At 68.8% G+C, this 14,633-nt stretch carries 16 protein-coding genes; 4 read left to right on the top strand and 12 right to left on the bottom strand.

The window, feature by feature from the left end; all coding sequences use genetic code 11:
• Window positions 1-35 precede the first annotated feature (35 nt).
• The 7 genes from AC1HFW_RS27975 to AC1HFW_RS27945 all read right to left on the bottom strand — a co-directional run bounded on the left by AC1HFW_RS27975 (window position 36) and on the right by AC1HFW_RS27945 (window position 7,429).
• Window positions 36-1,592, bottom strand: a complete 1,557-nt coding sequence (locus AC1HFW_RS27975; RefSeq protein ID WP_479285964.1) for an acetolactate synthase large subunit — start codon at window positions 1,590-1,592, stop codon at window positions 36-38.
• A 179-nt stretch (window positions 1,593-1,771) separates the two neighbouring features.
• Entirely contained in the window at window positions 1,772-2,524 is a 753-nt protein-coding gene (locus AC1HFW_RS27970; protein WP_479285963.1) for an amino acid ABC transporter ATP-binding protein, read from the bottom strand.
• A gap of 4 nt (window positions 2,525-2,528) precedes the next feature.
• A complete protein-coding gene (locus AC1HFW_RS27965; RefSeq protein WP_479285961.1) occupies window positions 2,529-3,221 on the bottom strand; it encodes an amino acid ABC transporter permease in 693 nt (230 codons plus the stop codon).
• Between the two features lie 44 nt (window positions 3,222-3,265).
• Window positions 3,266-4,057 (bottom strand): ABC transporter substrate-binding protein, encoded by a 792-nt coding sequence (locus AC1HFW_RS27960; RefSeq protein WP_006390796.1) that lies wholly within the window; start codon window positions 4,055-4,057, stop codon window positions 3,266-3,268.
• 41 nt (window positions 4,058-4,098) lie between these two features.
• Window positions 4,099-5,007, bottom strand: coding sequence for an arginase family protein (locus tag AC1HFW_RS27955; RefSeq protein WP_238891787.1), 909 nt, complete (start codon window positions 5,005-5,007; stop codon window positions 4,099-4,101).
• Window positions 5,008-5,406: 399 nt separating this feature from the next.
• Window positions 5,407-6,267, bottom strand: coding sequence for an IclR family transcriptional regulator (locus AC1HFW_RS27950; protein ID WP_479285959.1), 861 nt, complete (start codon window positions 6,265-6,267; stop codon window positions 5,407-5,409).
• Window positions 6,268-6,406: 139 nt separating this feature from the next.
• The gene (locus AC1HFW_RS27945) at window positions 6,407-7,429 is read right to left on the bottom strand and encodes an amino acid ABC transporter substrate-binding protein (RefSeq protein WP_006390799.1); all 1,023 of its coding nucleotides are present in this window, start codon (window positions 7,427-7,429) and stop codon (window positions 6,407-6,409) included.
• A 354-nt stretch (window positions 7,430-7,783) separates the two neighbouring features.
• Here AC1HFW_RS27945 and AC1HFW_RS27940 point away from each other — a divergent pair, with 354 nt between their 5' ends.
• Genes AC1HFW_RS27940 through AC1HFW_RS27925 form a run of 4 tightly spaced genes read left to right on the top strand, consistent with a single transcriptional unit; the run spans window position 7,784 to window position 11,012 of the window.
• A complete protein-coding gene (locus AC1HFW_RS27940; protein WP_116520277.1) occupies window positions 7,784-8,800 on the top strand; it encodes a Bug family tripartite tricarboxylate transporter substrate binding protein in 1,017 nt (338 codons plus the stop codon).
• Between the two features lie 52 nt (window positions 8,801-8,852).
• Window positions 8,853-9,533, top strand: a complete 681-nt coding sequence (locus AC1HFW_RS27935; protein ID WP_479285957.1) for a 3-oxoacid CoA-transferase subunit A — start codon at window positions 8,853-8,855, stop codon at window positions 9,531-9,533.
• A 10-nt stretch (window positions 9,534-9,543) separates the two neighbouring features.
• Entirely contained in the window at window positions 9,544-10,185 is a 642-nt protein-coding gene (locus tag AC1HFW_RS27930) for a 3-oxoacid CoA-transferase subunit B (RefSeq protein WP_241073957.1), read from the top strand.
• Window positions 10,185-11,012: an IclR family transcriptional regulator domain-containing protein gene (locus AC1HFW_RS27925; RefSeq protein WP_006390803.1), complete on the top strand. Its 828-nt coding sequence runs from the start codon at window positions 10,185-10,187 to the stop codon at window positions 11,010-11,012. Before AC1HFW_RS27930 ends, AC1HFW_RS27925 begins: the two co-directional genes overlap by 1 nt.
• 14 nt (window positions 11,013-11,026) lie before the next feature.
• Here AC1HFW_RS27925 and AC1HFW_RS27920 read toward each other — a convergent pair whose 3' ends face one another.
• The 5 genes from AC1HFW_RS27920 to AC1HFW_RS27900 form a co-directional block, all read right to left on the bottom strand.
• Entirely contained in the window at window positions 11,027-12,073 is a 1,047-nt protein-coding gene (locus AC1HFW_RS27920) for an L-threonylcarbamoyladenylate synthase (protein WP_006390804.1), read from the bottom strand.
• Between the two features lie 4 nt (window positions 12,074-12,077).
• Window positions 12,078-13,268, bottom strand: coding sequence for a 5-(carboxyamino)imidazole ribonucleotide synthase (locus tag AC1HFW_RS27915; protein ID WP_061073647.1), 1,191 nt, complete (start codon window positions 13,266-13,268; stop codon window positions 12,078-12,080).
• Between the two features lie 5 nt (window positions 13,269-13,273).
• Window positions 13,274-13,795, bottom strand: a complete 522-nt coding sequence (purE, locus tag AC1HFW_RS27910; protein ID WP_026383173.1) for a 5-(carboxyamino)imidazole ribonucleotide mutase — start codon at window positions 13,793-13,795, stop codon at window positions 13,274-13,276.
• A 73-nt stretch (window positions 13,796-13,868) separates the two neighbouring features.
• The gene (locus AC1HFW_RS27905) at window positions 13,869-14,441 is read right to left on the bottom strand and encodes a disulfide bond formation protein B (protein WP_479285954.1); all 573 of its coding nucleotides are present in this window, start codon (window positions 14,439-14,441) and stop codon (window positions 13,869-13,871) included.
• A gap of 10 nt (window positions 14,442-14,451) precedes the next feature.
• A complete protein-coding gene (locus AC1HFW_RS27900) occupies window positions 14,452-14,610 on the bottom strand; it encodes a DUF5993 family protein (RefSeq protein WP_006390808.1) in 159 nt (52 codons plus the stop codon).
• Between the last annotated feature and the right edge of the window lie 23 nt (window positions 14,611-14,633).

Raw genomic sequence — 14,633 nt, 5'->3', positions numbered from 1 at the left:
CCGCGCCGGGCCCTGCCGGCGCGGCGCGCGCGACATCAGATCAGCGCTTCGATCAGGAACGGTCCACGGCGCTTCAGGCCGTCCTGCAAGGCGCGGGCGAAGCCTTCCACGGTATCGACGCTGACCGCCTCCACGCCCATGCCGCGCGCCAGGTGGGTCCAGTCCAGATAGGGCTCTTCCAGGTCGAGCATGCGGCGCGCGTTGCGGCCCGGCTCGACCACGCCCACGTTCTTCATCTCGCCATGCAGCGTGGCGTAGGAACGGTTGGCCAGGATCACCGTCAGGCAGTCCAGGTTCTCGCGCGCCTGCGTCCACAGCGCCTGCAGCGTGTACATGCCGCTGCCGTCTGCCTGCAGGGTGATGACCTTGCGGTCCGGGCACGCCACCGCCGCGCCGGCCGCCATCGGCAGGCCGATGCCGATGGCGCCGCCGGTCAGCATCAGCCAGTCGTGCGGCGCGCTGCTGGCGCTGTAGATCGGGAATTCGCGGCCCTGGGTGATGGACTCGTCGCAGACGATGGCGTTCTCGGGCAGGTGATGCGCCACCAGGATGTTGACGGCGGCGCCGGTCAGCTTGCCGCTGGCCGGCACCTCGTAGGCCGGGGCCGGCGCGGCCAGGCGCGGCGCGTCGGCGGCGATGCCGAGTTCGTCGGCCAGCCATTCCAGCGCGTGCGCCAGGTCCTGCTCGACCGTGGCCAGCACGATCTTCTCGCAATCCTCGGGCGCCAGCAGGCTGGGCTTGCCGGGATAGGCGAAAAAGCCCACCGGCGCCTTGGCGCCGACCAGCACCAGGTGGCGCACGTCCTTGAGCTTGGCCACGGCCAGGTCGATCGGGTATGGCAGCCGGTCCACCGGCGTGCGGTCGCCGCCGCGCTCGACGCGGCGATTGGAGGTCTCGGACACCAGGCGCACGCCGGTGGCGCGGGCGATGCGGCCGGCGGCCTTGAGCGCGCGTTCGCGCAGCGCGGTGCTGCCCAGCATCAGCGTGGTGACTTCGCCGGAACGGATCGCCTTGGCGGCGGCGCGCACGGCCTCGATGGTGGTGTGCGGCACGGCTTCGTCGACCACCTTGACCGTCGCGGTGTCGGCCGGCAGTTCGGTCCAGGCGGAGTTGGCCGGCAGGATCAGGGTGGCGATGTTGCCCGGATGGCGGCGCGCCACGGCGATGGCCTCGGCGGCGTCGGCCGACATCGACTCGGCCGACATGCCGCGCTTGACCCAGTGCGACATGGGGCGCGCCACGCCTTCCACGTCGCTGGTGAGCGGCGCGTCGTATTGCACATGATAGGTGGCGTGGTCGCCGACGATGTTGACCATCGGCGTGCGCGCGCGCTTGGCGTTGTGCAGGTTGGCCAGGCCGTTGCCCAGGCCCGGGCCCAGGTGCAGCAGCGTCGCGGCCGGCTTGTCGGCCATGCGCGCGTAGCCGTCGGCCGCGCCCGTCACCACGCCTTCGAACAGGCCCAGCACGCAGCGCATCTTCGGTTTGCGATCCAGCGCCGCGACGAAGTGCATCTCGGACGTGCCCGGGTTGGCAAAGCAGACGTCCACATCATTGGCCAGAAGGGTATCGCAAAGACTATCAGCGCCGTTCATCGTGTTTCCCTGGTTGTTTTACGTAGGCTTGGGCCGGCGGCGGCGCGCCGGCCCGATTTGGCATGATAGGTAGCGTAGCGCAAACCCGGTGGAGCCATTTGCGCGGGCCGGCATGGAACCATTCGATAGGTTCCGGCAACCGGAATTCCGGCCTCGTCCCCAATCAGGCCGGGCCACGCCTACGCCAGGATCTGCCCGAGAAAGGCCTGCGCGCGCTCCGAGCGTGGCGCCCGGAAAAAATTGTCCGGCGTGTCGGTCTCGACGATGGCGCCCTGGTCCATGAACACCACCCGGTCGCCGACCTCGCGCGCGAACCCCATCTCGTGGGTCACGCAGACCATGGTCATGCCGTCGCGCGCCAGCGTCACCATGGTGTCCAGCACTTCCTTGACCATCTCCGGATCGAGCGCCGAGGTCGGCTCGTCGAACAGCATGATCTTCGGCTGCATGCACAGCGCGCGGGCGATCGCCACGCGCTGCTTCTGGCCGCCGGACAACTGGCCCGGATACTTGGCCGCGTGCTGCGGGATCTTGACGCGCTCCAGGTACTGCATGGCGCGGCTTTCGGCTTGCGCCGGCGCCACGCCCTTGACCAGCATCGGCGCCAGCGTGCAGTTTTCCAGCACCGTCAGGTGCGGGAACAGGTTGAAGTGCTGGAACACCATGCCCACCTCGGCGCGGATGCGTTCGATGTTGCCGACGTCATCATTGAGCTCGATGCCGTCGACCACGATGGTGCCCTGCTGGTGTTCCTCCAGCCGGTTCAGCAGGCGGATGGTGGTGGACTTGCCCGAGCCGGACGGCCCGCACAGGATCAGCTTTTCACCGGGGCGCACTTCCAGGTCCAGCCCGTCCAGCACCTTGAAGTCGCCATACCACTTGGAGACGCCCCGCATCGTGATGATCGGCGCCGCGTAGTTCAATGCATCCATCGCGTCAGGCCTTCGAAATGTCATGGTTGTCGCCGGCGCCGCTCCAGTAACCCGGCACGGTCAGGCGCTTCTCCGAGCGGCGGAACTGGTAGGCCAGCACGCTGCACAGCGCGAAATAGATGACGCCCACCATGGTGTAGACCGTCAACGCCTGGAACGTGGCGCCCGCCAGCATTTCGCCGGCGCGCATCAGTTCGTAGACGCTGATGACGGCCACCAGCGAGGTCTCCTTGACCAGCACCAGCGCGTAGTTGCCGAGCGCGGGGAAAATGGTGCGCAGCGCCTGCGGCAGCACGATGCGCTGCAGCCGCTGCGTGCGCCGCAGGCCCAGCGCGCGCGCCGCCTCGTATTGCCCCGCGTCCACCGACTGGATGCCGCTGCGGAACAGCTCGGCCAGGTAGGCGCCGAAGTTCAGCGTCAGTCCCAGCACGCCGGCCACGAAGCCGTTGATCACCACGCCCAGCTCCGGCAGGCCGTAGTAGATGTAGAACAGCTGCAGCAGCAGCGGCGTGCCGCGGATGATGTCGATATAGACGCGCGCGGCGCGGCTCAGCGCCGGCCGCCGCGACAGGCGGCACAGGCACACCACCAGGCCCAGCGCCACCGCCAGGAAAGCCGAACAGAAGAACAGCGCCAGGGTCCAGAGCGTGCCCTCGGCCAGGGGACTCAGGTACATGCGCAACGTAGCGAAATCCAATTCTTGCTCCTTAACTCTTGCTCCGTGACCGCGAGGCGGCGGCCTTACTTGCTGAGCAGGTCGGACACGCCCCACTTCTGCCCGATCGCGGCCAGCTCGCCGTTGCGCTTCATCTCGGCCAGCGCGGCGTTGACGGCCTCCAGCAGCGCCGCGTTGCCCTTCTGCACCGCCAGGCCCACCTGCCACTTGCGCTGCGGCTGGTAACCAGTGTCCAGCTTCACGCCCGGGATGTTCTTGGTCTTGATCTGGTAGATGATGCTGGGCGGATCGACGATGCCCAGGTCGACGCGGCCGGCGCGCACGTCGGCCAGCAGCGTCGAATAGTCCTGGTAGGTCGAGACCTTGGTGCCCGGCATGTCCTTGATCATGTTGAACTGCACCGAGTCCACCAGCACGCCGACCCGCTGGCCCTGCATGTCCTCGAATTTGGCGTAGCGGCGCGAAGCCTTGTCGCTGACCACGATGCCTTCGCCCCATTCATACACGGGCGCCGAGAAGTCGATGGCGCGGGCTCGCTCCTCGGTGATGAACAGCGGCGCCGACATGACGTCGGCGCGACCCGAGGTCAACGTCGGGATCAGGCCCGAGAACGGCACGTCGGCCAGCTTGTCGGTCACGCCCAGGTGCTTGGCGATCGCCGCCGCCACGTCCACCATGATGCCTTCGAGCCGGTTCGACTGCGGGTTCTTGAAGCCGTGCGGCGGCGCCGACGCGGTGGTGACCACGTTCAAGGTCTTGTCGGCGCGCACCTCGTCGAGCGTGCGCGCCACGCTGGCGCCGGCCTGGGCCAGCAGCGCGGCCGAAGCCAGGCCGAGCAGGATGGATTTGAGTTTCATGCAATTCCCCTTGTATGAAATGGATGCCGCAATGCGCCGGTTCAGTCCGGGCGTCCTTGCGGGTACTGCCGTACCGCCACCGCCGCCAACGCGCAGAATTCCTGCATGACGGTGGCGGCCAGGAACGCCGTGGCGCCCTGCACGTCCTGCGGCGGCGAGACGGTGTTCACGTCGAACGCCACGAAATTGAGCCCGGCCAGCTGGCGCAGCAGGGCCAGCCCTTCCTTGGGCGACAGGCCGCCCCACTCCGGCGTGCAGACGCCGGGCGCGCAGGACGGGTCGAAGATGTCCATGTCGAAGCACAGGTACACCGGCCGCTCGCCGATCTGCTGCTTGATGGCGTCGAGCGCGCCGCGCTGGTCCGCGTCGAACTCGTCGAAAGGCATGATGGTGTAGCCGACTTCACGGCCGAACTCGAGCACGCCCGGCATGAACGAACTGCCTCGGGTGCCCACGTGGAAGCTGCGGCGCACGTCCAGCAGGCCCTCTTCGGCGGCGCGGGTGAAGGTGGTGGCGGTGTTGTAGCCGGGGATTGGATAGGTGTCGGTGTGCGAATCGAAATGCAGCACCACGAAGTCCGGATGGCGTTGCGCCACGGCGCGCAGCTGCGGCAGCGTCACGGCGCCGTCGCCGCCCATCGAGATCGGGATCGCGCCGGTGTCGAGGATGGCGCCGATGCCGGCCTCGATCAGCGGGTACGAGGCGTCGGGGTCGCCGGGATGGCAGGCCACGTTGCCGACGTCGATGACGCGCAGGAACTCGGGCGGATTGTCGATGCCATGGCGGCGGAAGATATCCACCGGCCGCAACAGCCGCGACTGTTCGCGGATGGCGTCCGGCCCCTGGCGCGAACCGACCCGGAAGGGATGGGTGCCGCAGTCGAACGGGATACCCACGACGCAGGCGCGCGCGGCGCCGGTCCCGGCGGCGCGGGCCGGCGGCAGGCCCATGAATCCCGGCACGGGATGAAAGCGGACTTCGGCGGACGACGGCACAGCACGGCTCCTTGGCGACAGCCCGCGCGCTGGCGTCAGGCTGAAATTTTAGATTCGATCAAATCGCTATACGATACGATCGTGTCAAAAATAGATTAACTCGCGCGCCAGTGAGCCGCCAATTAGGGTGTTCCCCTTGATCGACGAATTAATATCCGATTGAAATAGTATGGAATTCATTGAGCGGCGCACCTGAGCGGTGCGCCGCCGATGCCTCAGGCCAGCGCATCAAGCCGGCGTCTCAGACAACCGCTCCGGCAGGCTTGCCGGATTGCCCCTTGAGTGGCCGCGTGACGCCGATGCCTCGCATCTTCGCCGCCGCAAGCCCGCGCTCGCGGCGGGGCATGCCTGCGATCAGGCCTCGTCTTCGCCCAGGGGCGCGGCGCGCAAGGCGCCGCCGGGCGGTTCGAGTTCGTAGAACGGATGCGAGCGCCCCAAGGTGCGCGAGGCGCTGATGGCGTGCGCCGTCTCCACCACCTGCGGCCCGAACACGGCCTGCGCCTGCTCGAACGACCAGCGGCTCGACGGCACCGAGACATTGACCGCGCCCAGCGGCGTGCCACCCGCATCCAGCACGGCCGCGCTGACGGTGATGTCGCCCGGATAGAACTCGCCGTTCGAACGCGCATAGCCGTGCCGGCGCGCGAAATCCACCTCGGCCAGCAGCGCATCCAGGTCGGTGATGGTGGCGGCCGTATAGGCCTTGCGCTCGCCGCGTTCCAGCAGGCCGCGCGCCACCTGAGGATCCAGCCGCGCCAGCACCGCGCGGCCCGCCGCGGTGCAGTACAGCGGCAGCCGCATGCCGACTGGCATGTTGACGAACATTTCCTTGTGGGTGGCAAAGCGCGCCACATAGACCATGTCCAGCCCGTCGGGCTCGGCCAGGCTGCAGGTTTCCTGGCAATTGCGGTTGAGCGTGTGCAGGAACGGATTGCCGCCCAGCACCAGTGGGCTGGTCTGCACATACTTCATGCCCAGTTCCAGCGACCACGGGCCGAGCGAGAATTTCTTGCTGACCGGATCCTTGCGCAGGTAGCCCAGCGTCCACAAGGTGTGGGTGAAGCGCTGCACCGAACTCTTGCTCAGGCCGGTGGCCTCGGCCAGCTCCGGCAGCGTCATCGCCGGCCGGCCTTCGCTGAAGGCCCGCAGCACGGAAACGCCGCGCGCCAGCGCGGCGATGAACAAGGGAGAATCCTCGGGTCGGGTCTGCGTCATGGCGCGGGGGTGCGTCCGGTGGAAAAGCGCATAGCGTACCGCATAACGCTTCAGCCATATCGCATGACGATCCCGCCAGCCGTCCCCCCAAACAAAACGGCCCGCGCAAGGCGGGCCGTCAGTGGTCACGTCACCGCGCTCAGCGGATCGGCCACGGGTACATCGCGCCGCCCTTGCTCCACAGCGCGTTGGTGCCGCGTTGCAGGCCCAGCTTGCTGTCCTTGCCGACGTTGCGCTCGAACACTTCGCTGTAGTTCCCCACGGCCTTGATGGCGTTGTAGGCCCACTTCTCGTCCAGGCCCATGTTCTTGCCGGCGCCCGGCGTCACGCCCAGGATGCGCGAGACGTTGGGATTGTTGCTCTTGAGCATCTCGTCCACGTTCTTCTGCGTGATGCCGTATTCCTCGGCTTCCAGCAGCGCGAACAGCGTCCAGCGGACGATGCCCAGCCAGTTCTCGTCGCCCTGGCGCACCATGGGGCCGAGCGGCTCCTTGGAGAAGCGTTCCGGCAGGATCTCGTAGTCGTCCGGCTTGGCGACCTGGGTCGCGCGCACGGCGGCCAGCTGCGAGGCGTCGTCGGTGAAGGCGTCGCAACGGCCCGATTCGAACGCGCGCACGACTTCGGTGACCTTGTCGATCACGACCGGCTTGAACTCGATGTTGTTGGCGCGGAACCAGTCGGCCAGGTTCAGTTCGGTGGTGGTGCCCGGCTGCACGCAGACGGTGGCGCCGTTCAGTTCCTTGGCGCTTTTCACGCCCAGCTTCTTGTTCACCAGGATGCCCTGGCCGTCGTAGAAGCTGGCGGCCACGGCCGACAGGCCCAGCGAGGTGTCGCGGGTCTGCGTCAGGGTGACGGTGCGCAGCAGCACGTCGACTTCGCCCGATTGCAGCGCGGTGAAGCGTTGCTGGGTCGACAGCGCGGTGCCCTTGAATTTGGTCGGGTCGCCGAACACGGCGGCGGCGACGGCGCGGCAGATGTCCACGTCCATGCCTTCCCATTCGCCCTTGCTGTTGGTGGCCGAGAAGCCCGACACGCCGTCGGTCAGGCCGCACTGCACGTAGCCCTTCTTCTTGACCGCATCCAGCGTGGGGCCGGCCACGGCAGCCTGGGATGCGCACGCCAGGGCAAGCGCGCCGGCAGCAAACGAAATCAACCGCTTCATTATTGCTTCTCCTGAATTAGATGCCCGCGCCGGCCTGTAGGCCCGCTGCGGCTGAAACCGAGCCCATGCTTTGCGGGCCGGCCGCCAGATTACGCGATGTCCACGGCGTGAACAACGCGCAAAGGCCTAGTGGAAACCCGAGTAGCAAGCGGTTAGCAAAATGCACACGAAGTCCGGTGATCGAACTTTATTGACGGGTCCGCGCGGCGGTTGGCCGAACCCTGCGTGCCATACTTTTTTCGCGTCCTGACCGACAGGCAACGCGATCACCATCCCTCAGGAAAACCGGCCGCGCCACTACAAAAACCCGGGGCGCGCACCGGCATTCGGCCGACTCATGGAGGAGACAAATCCATGGCACTCGCAAGGAAACCGCAGCCCAGCAACCCCGCGGCAAGGCATCGCCGCAACGTCCTCAAGACCCTGCTCTACACCGCCGTGGCCGCCGTCGGCCTGGCCGCCGGCCCCGCCCATGCGGACGACTGGCCCAGCAAGCCGATCAAGATCATCGTGCCCTACACGCCGGGCGGCTCCACCGACATCGTCACGCGCATCGTGATGGAAAAACTCGGCCCGCGCCTGAAGCAGACCATCATTGTCGAGAACCGCCCCGGCGCCAACAGCAGCGTGGGCGCGTCGGTGGCCGCCAAGGCCGATCCGGACGGCTACACCTTCCTGTCGATCCTGCCCGCCTACATCATCAACTTCCACCTCTACAAGCTGGCCTACAAGCCCGAGGACCTGACGCCGGTGGCGCAGATGGCCGACCTGCCGCTGTTCCTGTTCGTGTCGCAGGACCTGCCCGTCAACAGCGTGGCCGAGCTGGTGGAGTACGCCCGCAAGCATCCGGACAAGCTCACCTATGCCTCCAGCGGCAACGGCTCCAGCGCCCACCTGACCGGCGCCGATTTCGCGCTGCGCAACAAGATCACCATGACGCACGTGGCCTACAAGGGCAGCGCGCCGATCCTGACCGACCTGCTGGGCGGCCGGGTGTCGATGGTGTTCGACCCGATCCTCGTGCCGATGCAATACGTGAAGCAGAACCGCCTGAAGGCGCTGGGCTTCACCGGCAAGCAGCGCTGGCCGACCGAGCCGTCGATTCCCACCATGGAAGAAGCCGGCATGCCGGGCTTCGTCACCGGCTCGTGGGCCGGCCTGATGGCGCCGGCCAACACGCCCAGGCCGATCATCGAACGCATGGCGCGCGAGATCAGCGAGATCGTGCAGGAGCCCGACGTGCGCCAGAAATTCCTGGACGCCGGTTTCCTGCCGGCCAGCGGCCCCACCGCCCAGTTCGCCGAGCTGATGCGGCAAGACTCGGCGCGCTATGCCGAGATCGTCAAAGCGGCCCGCATCACGCTGGATTGAGCCACACCGGGCGCGCCGGCCAGGCGGCGCGCCCCTTCAGGAAACCAAGACGATGATCGACAAGTTCCTCGACACCCCCGCGGCCGCCGTGGCCGACATCCACGACGGCGCCACCGTGCTGGTCAGCGGCTTCGGCGGCGCGGGCATGCCCACTGAACTGCTGCACGCCCTGATCGATCAGGGCGCGCGCGAACTCACCGTGGTCAGCAACAACGCCGGCAACCACGAGACCGGCCTGGCCGCGCTGATCAAGGCCGGCCGCGTGCGCAAGGTGATCTGCTCGTTCCCCAAGGCGTCCCATTCATGGGTCTTCGACGACCTGTACCGGCGCGGCGGCATCGAGCTGGAATGCGTGCCGCAGGGCACCATCGCCGAACGGCTGCGCGCCGCCGGCGCCGGCCTGGGCGGCTTCTTCACCCCCACCGCCTACGGCACCGAACTGGCCGCCGGCAAGGAAACCCGCATCATCGACGGCCGCGGCCATGTGTTCGAAACCCCGTTGCGCGGCGACTTCGCGCTGGTCAAGGCCGACCTCGCGGACCGCTGGGGCAACCTCACCTACCGCAAGAGCGCCCGCAACTTCGGCCCCATCATGTGCATGGCGGCCAAGACCACCATCGTCCAGGTGCGCGCCGCCGTGGCGCTGGGCGAGCTGTCGCCCGAGGCCGTGGTGACGCCGGGCATCTTCGTCCAGCGCGTCACCCGCGTGGCCCACTCCGCGTTCTCCAGTTGAAGGAATCGCCATGCCCACTCCCCTCTCCCGCGAAGCCATGGCCCGGCGCCTGGCGCAGGACATTCCCGACGGCAGCTACGTCAACCTGGGCATCGGCATGCCGGTGCTGGTGGCCGCGCAACTGCCGGCCGGCCGCGAGATCGTGCTGCACAGCGAAAACGGCATCCTCGGCATGGGCCCGCCGCCCGCCGAAGACCAGATCGACCTGGACCTGATCAACGCCGGCAAGCAGCCGGTCACGCTGCTGGAAGGCGGCGCCTATTTCCACCACGCCGACTCCTTCGCCATGATGCGCGGCGGCCACCTGGACATCTGCGTCATGGGCGGCATGCAGGTCGCGGCCAACGGCGACCTGGCCAACTGGTCGCTCAACAAGCCGGGCGAGGCGCCCGCCGTGGGCGGCGCCATGGACCTGGCGGTGGGCGCGCGCAGCGTCTACATCCTGATGGAACACAACAGCAAGGACGGCACGCCCAAGATCGTCGAGCGCTGCACCTACCCGCTGACCGGCGCCGGCGTGGTCGACCGCATCTACACCGACCTGGCCGTGATCGACGTCACGCCCGATGGCCTGCGGGTCCGGGATATGATCGACGGCATGACACTGACCGCGCTGCAGGCGCGCACCGGCGCCCCGCTGCGCGCAGGCTGATGCTGCCCAACCATCCCCCGCCCGGCTACGCCGCGCCCCTCGCCCCCGAAGACCATCCCGATCAGTTGCGCGGCGATCCGGACTACATGCTGACGCTGGCGCGCGGCCTGCACGTGATCCGCGCCTTCGGCACGCGCCGCCATCCGCAGACCGCGGCCGAGCTGGCGCGCCGCGCCGGCCTGCCGCGCGCGGTGGTGCAGCGCTGCCTGCATACGCTGATCCTGCTGGGCATCGCCGAACAGCATGGCCGCCAGTACATCCTGACGCCACGCATCCTGGGGCTGGGCTACGCCTACTTCTCGTCGACGCCGTTCGTCTCGCTGGCGCAGCCGGTGCTGGAGGAATTGAGCGCCAGTGTCAACGAAACCTGTGCGCTGGCCATCATGGAAGGGCACGAGATGCTGTACCTGGCACGCTCGGAAGTGAACCGGCTGCTGGCCACCTCGATGGGGCTGGGCAGCCGCCTGCCGGCCTACTGCACCTCCATCGGCCGGGTGCTGCTGGCGCAGCTGTCCGAGCCGGCGCTGGCGCGCTACTTCGCCGCCATCGAACTGCAGCCCTACACCGAATTCACCCTGACCACCGAAGCGCGGCTGCGGGCCGAGCTGGCGCGCATCCGCGAGCAGGACTACGCGGTGGTCGACCAGGAACTGGAATTGAATGTGCGCGCCATCTCGGTGCCGGTGCGCTCGGCCAGCGGCAAGGCCTGCGGCGCCGTCAACGTCAGCGTCAAGGCGGCGCGGGTGCCGCTGGAGCGCCTGACGGGGGAATTCCTGGCGCCGATGCGCCAGGCGGTGGCCAGGATCGGGGAATTCCTGGCGGCCTGAGCGGCGCCCCCGCCCTACAGGTCGGTGGTATCGAGCGTGAACGCGGCAGCGGCGCGGCCGATGCGGTCGTTGACCGCGTGCCAATCGTCATTGGCCGGAGGGGCCTGCACGATGATGCGTTCAAAACCCTTGCCGTCCAGGTCGCGCAGCAAGGCGTACAAGGCCTGGGCGTAGCGCGCCGGATCGGCCGGCACCTGTTGCCACTGGATGCGCGCATCGACGGCCGGCGGCGGCGGCGTGTACGCCACCACCACGACCTTGCCCGGCGGCAGGCCGCGGCCTTGCAGCGCGGCTTGCAGGCGGGCGTCGGAGGCCAGCTCCAGCGCGGTGCGCGGCGCGTAATGCGCCTTCAGCGTGCCCGAGGCGCGCGGCGCGGCTGCGTCGGGCGCGAACACCTGCACGCCCAGCACGGCCTCGATCTGCGCGGCGCTGATGTGGCCGGGGCGCAGCAGCACCGGACCGGCGCCGCGGTCCAGCCGCGACAGGTCCAGGATGGTGGATTCGATGCCGACCTCGGACGCGCCGCCTTCCAGCACCGGCATGCCGGCCGCGACCTCGTCGGGGAATTCGCTGCGCACGTGGTCGGCGCGGGTCGGCGAGACCTGGCCGAACTTGTTGGCCGACGGCGCGGCCACGCCGCCCTGCCCGTTCGGCTTGCCGGCCGCGAACGCCGCCAGCAGCGCCTGCGCCACCGGATGCGAGGGGCAGCGGATGCCGATGCTGTCCTGGCCGCCGCTGACGGTGTCGGCGATGTGCGGCGCGCGCTTGAGGATCAGCGTCAGCGGACCGGGCCAGAAGGCGTCGATCAGCAGGCGCGCCTCGGGCGGCACCTCGGCCGCCCAGTACGACAGGTCGCCCTGCGGCGCGATATGCACGATCACCGGGTGGTTCGACGGCCGGCCCTTGGCGGCGTAGATCCTGCCCACGGCCTGCGGGTTCTCGGCGTCCGCGCCCAGGCCGTAGACGGTCTCGGTCGGGAACGCGGCCAGCTCGCCGGCCAGCAGGCGCCGGGCGGCGTCGGCGATGTCCGCGGCGCTGGCGGAGTCGAACGAAGCGGACATGGCGTTACTCGGGCGCCTGCATGCCCAGCGCGGCGGCGACGCGCGCCGCGTCGGCCTGGGCCTGTTGCAGCGTCGGCGCGACGATGGTGACGTGGCCCATCTTGCGGCCACGGCGCGCCTCGCGCTTGCCATACAGGTGCAGCTTGGCCGTGGGCACCGCCAGCGCGGCGGCCCAGTCGGGCTCGCGCTGCGCGTCGCCGGTGGCCGACGGATACCAGATGTCGCCCAGGATGTTCAGCATCACGGCCGGAGCCAGCAGGTCGGTGCCGCCCAGCGGCAGGCCGGCCATGGCGCGCGCCTGCTGCTCGAACTGACTGGTGAGGCAGGCGTCCATGGTGTAGTGGCCGCTGTTGTGCGGACGCGGCGCGATCTCGTTGACGATCAGGCTGCCGTCCTTGAGCACGAAGAATTCGACGCACAGCACGCCGTGATAGCCCAGGCCCTGGGCGATGCCCTGCGCGGCCGCGGTGGCCTGCGCCTGGCGTTCGGCGTGGGCGGCGTCGAGCTTGACCGGCGCCGCCGTCGATACGGCCAGGATGCCGTCGCGGTGCACGTTGCGCGCCACCGGGAACACCACGCTGGCGCCGTCGAAACCGCGCGCGATCACGACCGAGATTTCATAGTCCAGCGGCATCAGCGCTTCCAGCACGCAGGCCACGCCGCCGAACTCGGCGAAGGCGGCCAGCGCGGCCTCGCGCGTGTCGATGCGGGCCTGGCCCTTGCCGTCGTAACCCAGGCGCGCGACCTTCAGGATGCCGGGGAACAGGCTGTCGGGCGCGGCGCGCAGATCGGCCTCGCTGCGGATGGCGGCGTGCGGCGCGACCGTGATGCCCTGGCTGGCGATGAAGGCCTTTTCGGCGATGCGGTCCTGCACGATGGCGACCGCGTCGGCGGCCGGGCTGACGCGGCAGCGGGCGGCCAGCGCGCGCAGGCTGTCGGCCGGCACGTTCTCGAATTCGGTGGTGACGGCCTGACAGGTCCGCGCCAGGCGCGCGAGGCCGTCTTCGTCGTCATAGGCGGCCTGGATGTGCAGGTCCGCCACCATGCCCGCCGGGCATTCGGCGGCCGGGTCCAGCACCGCGACCTTGTAGCCCAGGCTTTGCGCCGCGTGGCAGAACATGCGGCCCAGCTGGCCGCCGCCCAGCAGGCCGAGCCAGCCGCCGGGGGCAATGGTGAAAGCAGTCGATTGCGTCATGGGGATCAAGCCTCGGGCGGAACCTTCATGTCGCGCGCGGCCTGCGTCTGGCGCGCGCGGAATGCCACCAGCTTCTTGTGCAAGCCGGCATCGGTGCCCGCCAGCGTGGCGATCAGGTGCAGCGCGGCGTTGGCGGCGCCGGCCTCGCCGATGGCGAAGGTGGCAACCGGCACGCCCTTGGGCATCTGCACGATGGACAGCAGCGAATCCTCGCCGCGCAGGTACTTGGACGGCACCGGCACGCCGAACACCGGCACTTCGGTCAGGGCCGCCATCATGCCCGGCAGGTGGGCCGCGCCGCCGGCGCCGGCGATGATGCCGCGCAGGCCGCGATCGAACGCCGCGGCGCCGTACTCGGCCATGTCCTGCGGCATGCGGTGCGCGGAAATCACGCGCGCCTCGTACGGCACGCCGAAGTCTTCCAGCATGGTGACCGCGTGCTTCATGACCTCCCAATCGCTGGAAGAACCCATAATCACGCCCACCACGGGGGTGGCGTCTGCCGCTGCGGAAGTCTTGGCTGTCATAACCGGTGTCGAGTCGTTGAAGGTTGCGGCCAGGCCGCGAAACCCGGTATTTTACCCGGCGCCGGCGGCACCCCTATGGCGTGGCGCCAGACCCCAGCCAGAGGTAGCCCGTGGGGTTGTCCGGGCAGGGCCCGAAACCGCATTGCAGCGTGGTGCTGCCCAGGTTGGCAAGCACCGTGATGAAAAACAGGGCCATGACCAGCATGCCCAGCATGGGCACCGGCCGCTTGAGCATGTTGTCGCCCCACTTGCGGTCGGCCGACTGCATGACCACGCAGAACACGACCAGACCGCAGAAGGCGATGAAGGCCCAGGTATAGAAGTGCATGCCCAGCAGCGGCGTGCCGTAACCGGGATCGCCAGGGGCGATGTGCAGCAGGATCTGGCGGCCCGACGCCACCATGCCGCCCAGCGCCGCGGCGATGGTCATGGCGTAGTGCATGGGCGACGGCCCCAGCCGCAGGTTCAGCAGCAGCCCCACCCCGGCCAGCATGAAGGCCACCCGTTGCAGCAGGCACAGCGGGCACGGCACCTCGTCATAGGCGAACTGCCAGGCGAAGGCCATGACCAGGATGGCCGTCACGGCCAGCAGCGCCAGGCCGTTGAGCAGGCGCGAGCCGCGCGCCGGATTGCGGGAAAAGATCATGACGGCGGACCTAGAGCGACAGCGCCAGCGGGCTGGTCATGTGGAACTGGCACCAGGCCGCGAACACCCCCAGGGTGATCAGCCAGAAGGCGACGCAGGGTCGGCGCTTGCCCAGCAGGCCGAACCACACGGCGACCAGGCCGGTCAGGAAAGGCAACATCATGATCATGCGCAGCTCCTTTCTACATCCGG

The organism is Achromobacter sp. ISS7, assembly GCF_056523125.1.
Note: the sequence above shows the minus strand (reverse complement) of the source record. Positions and strands in the feature narration are given on the sequence as shown.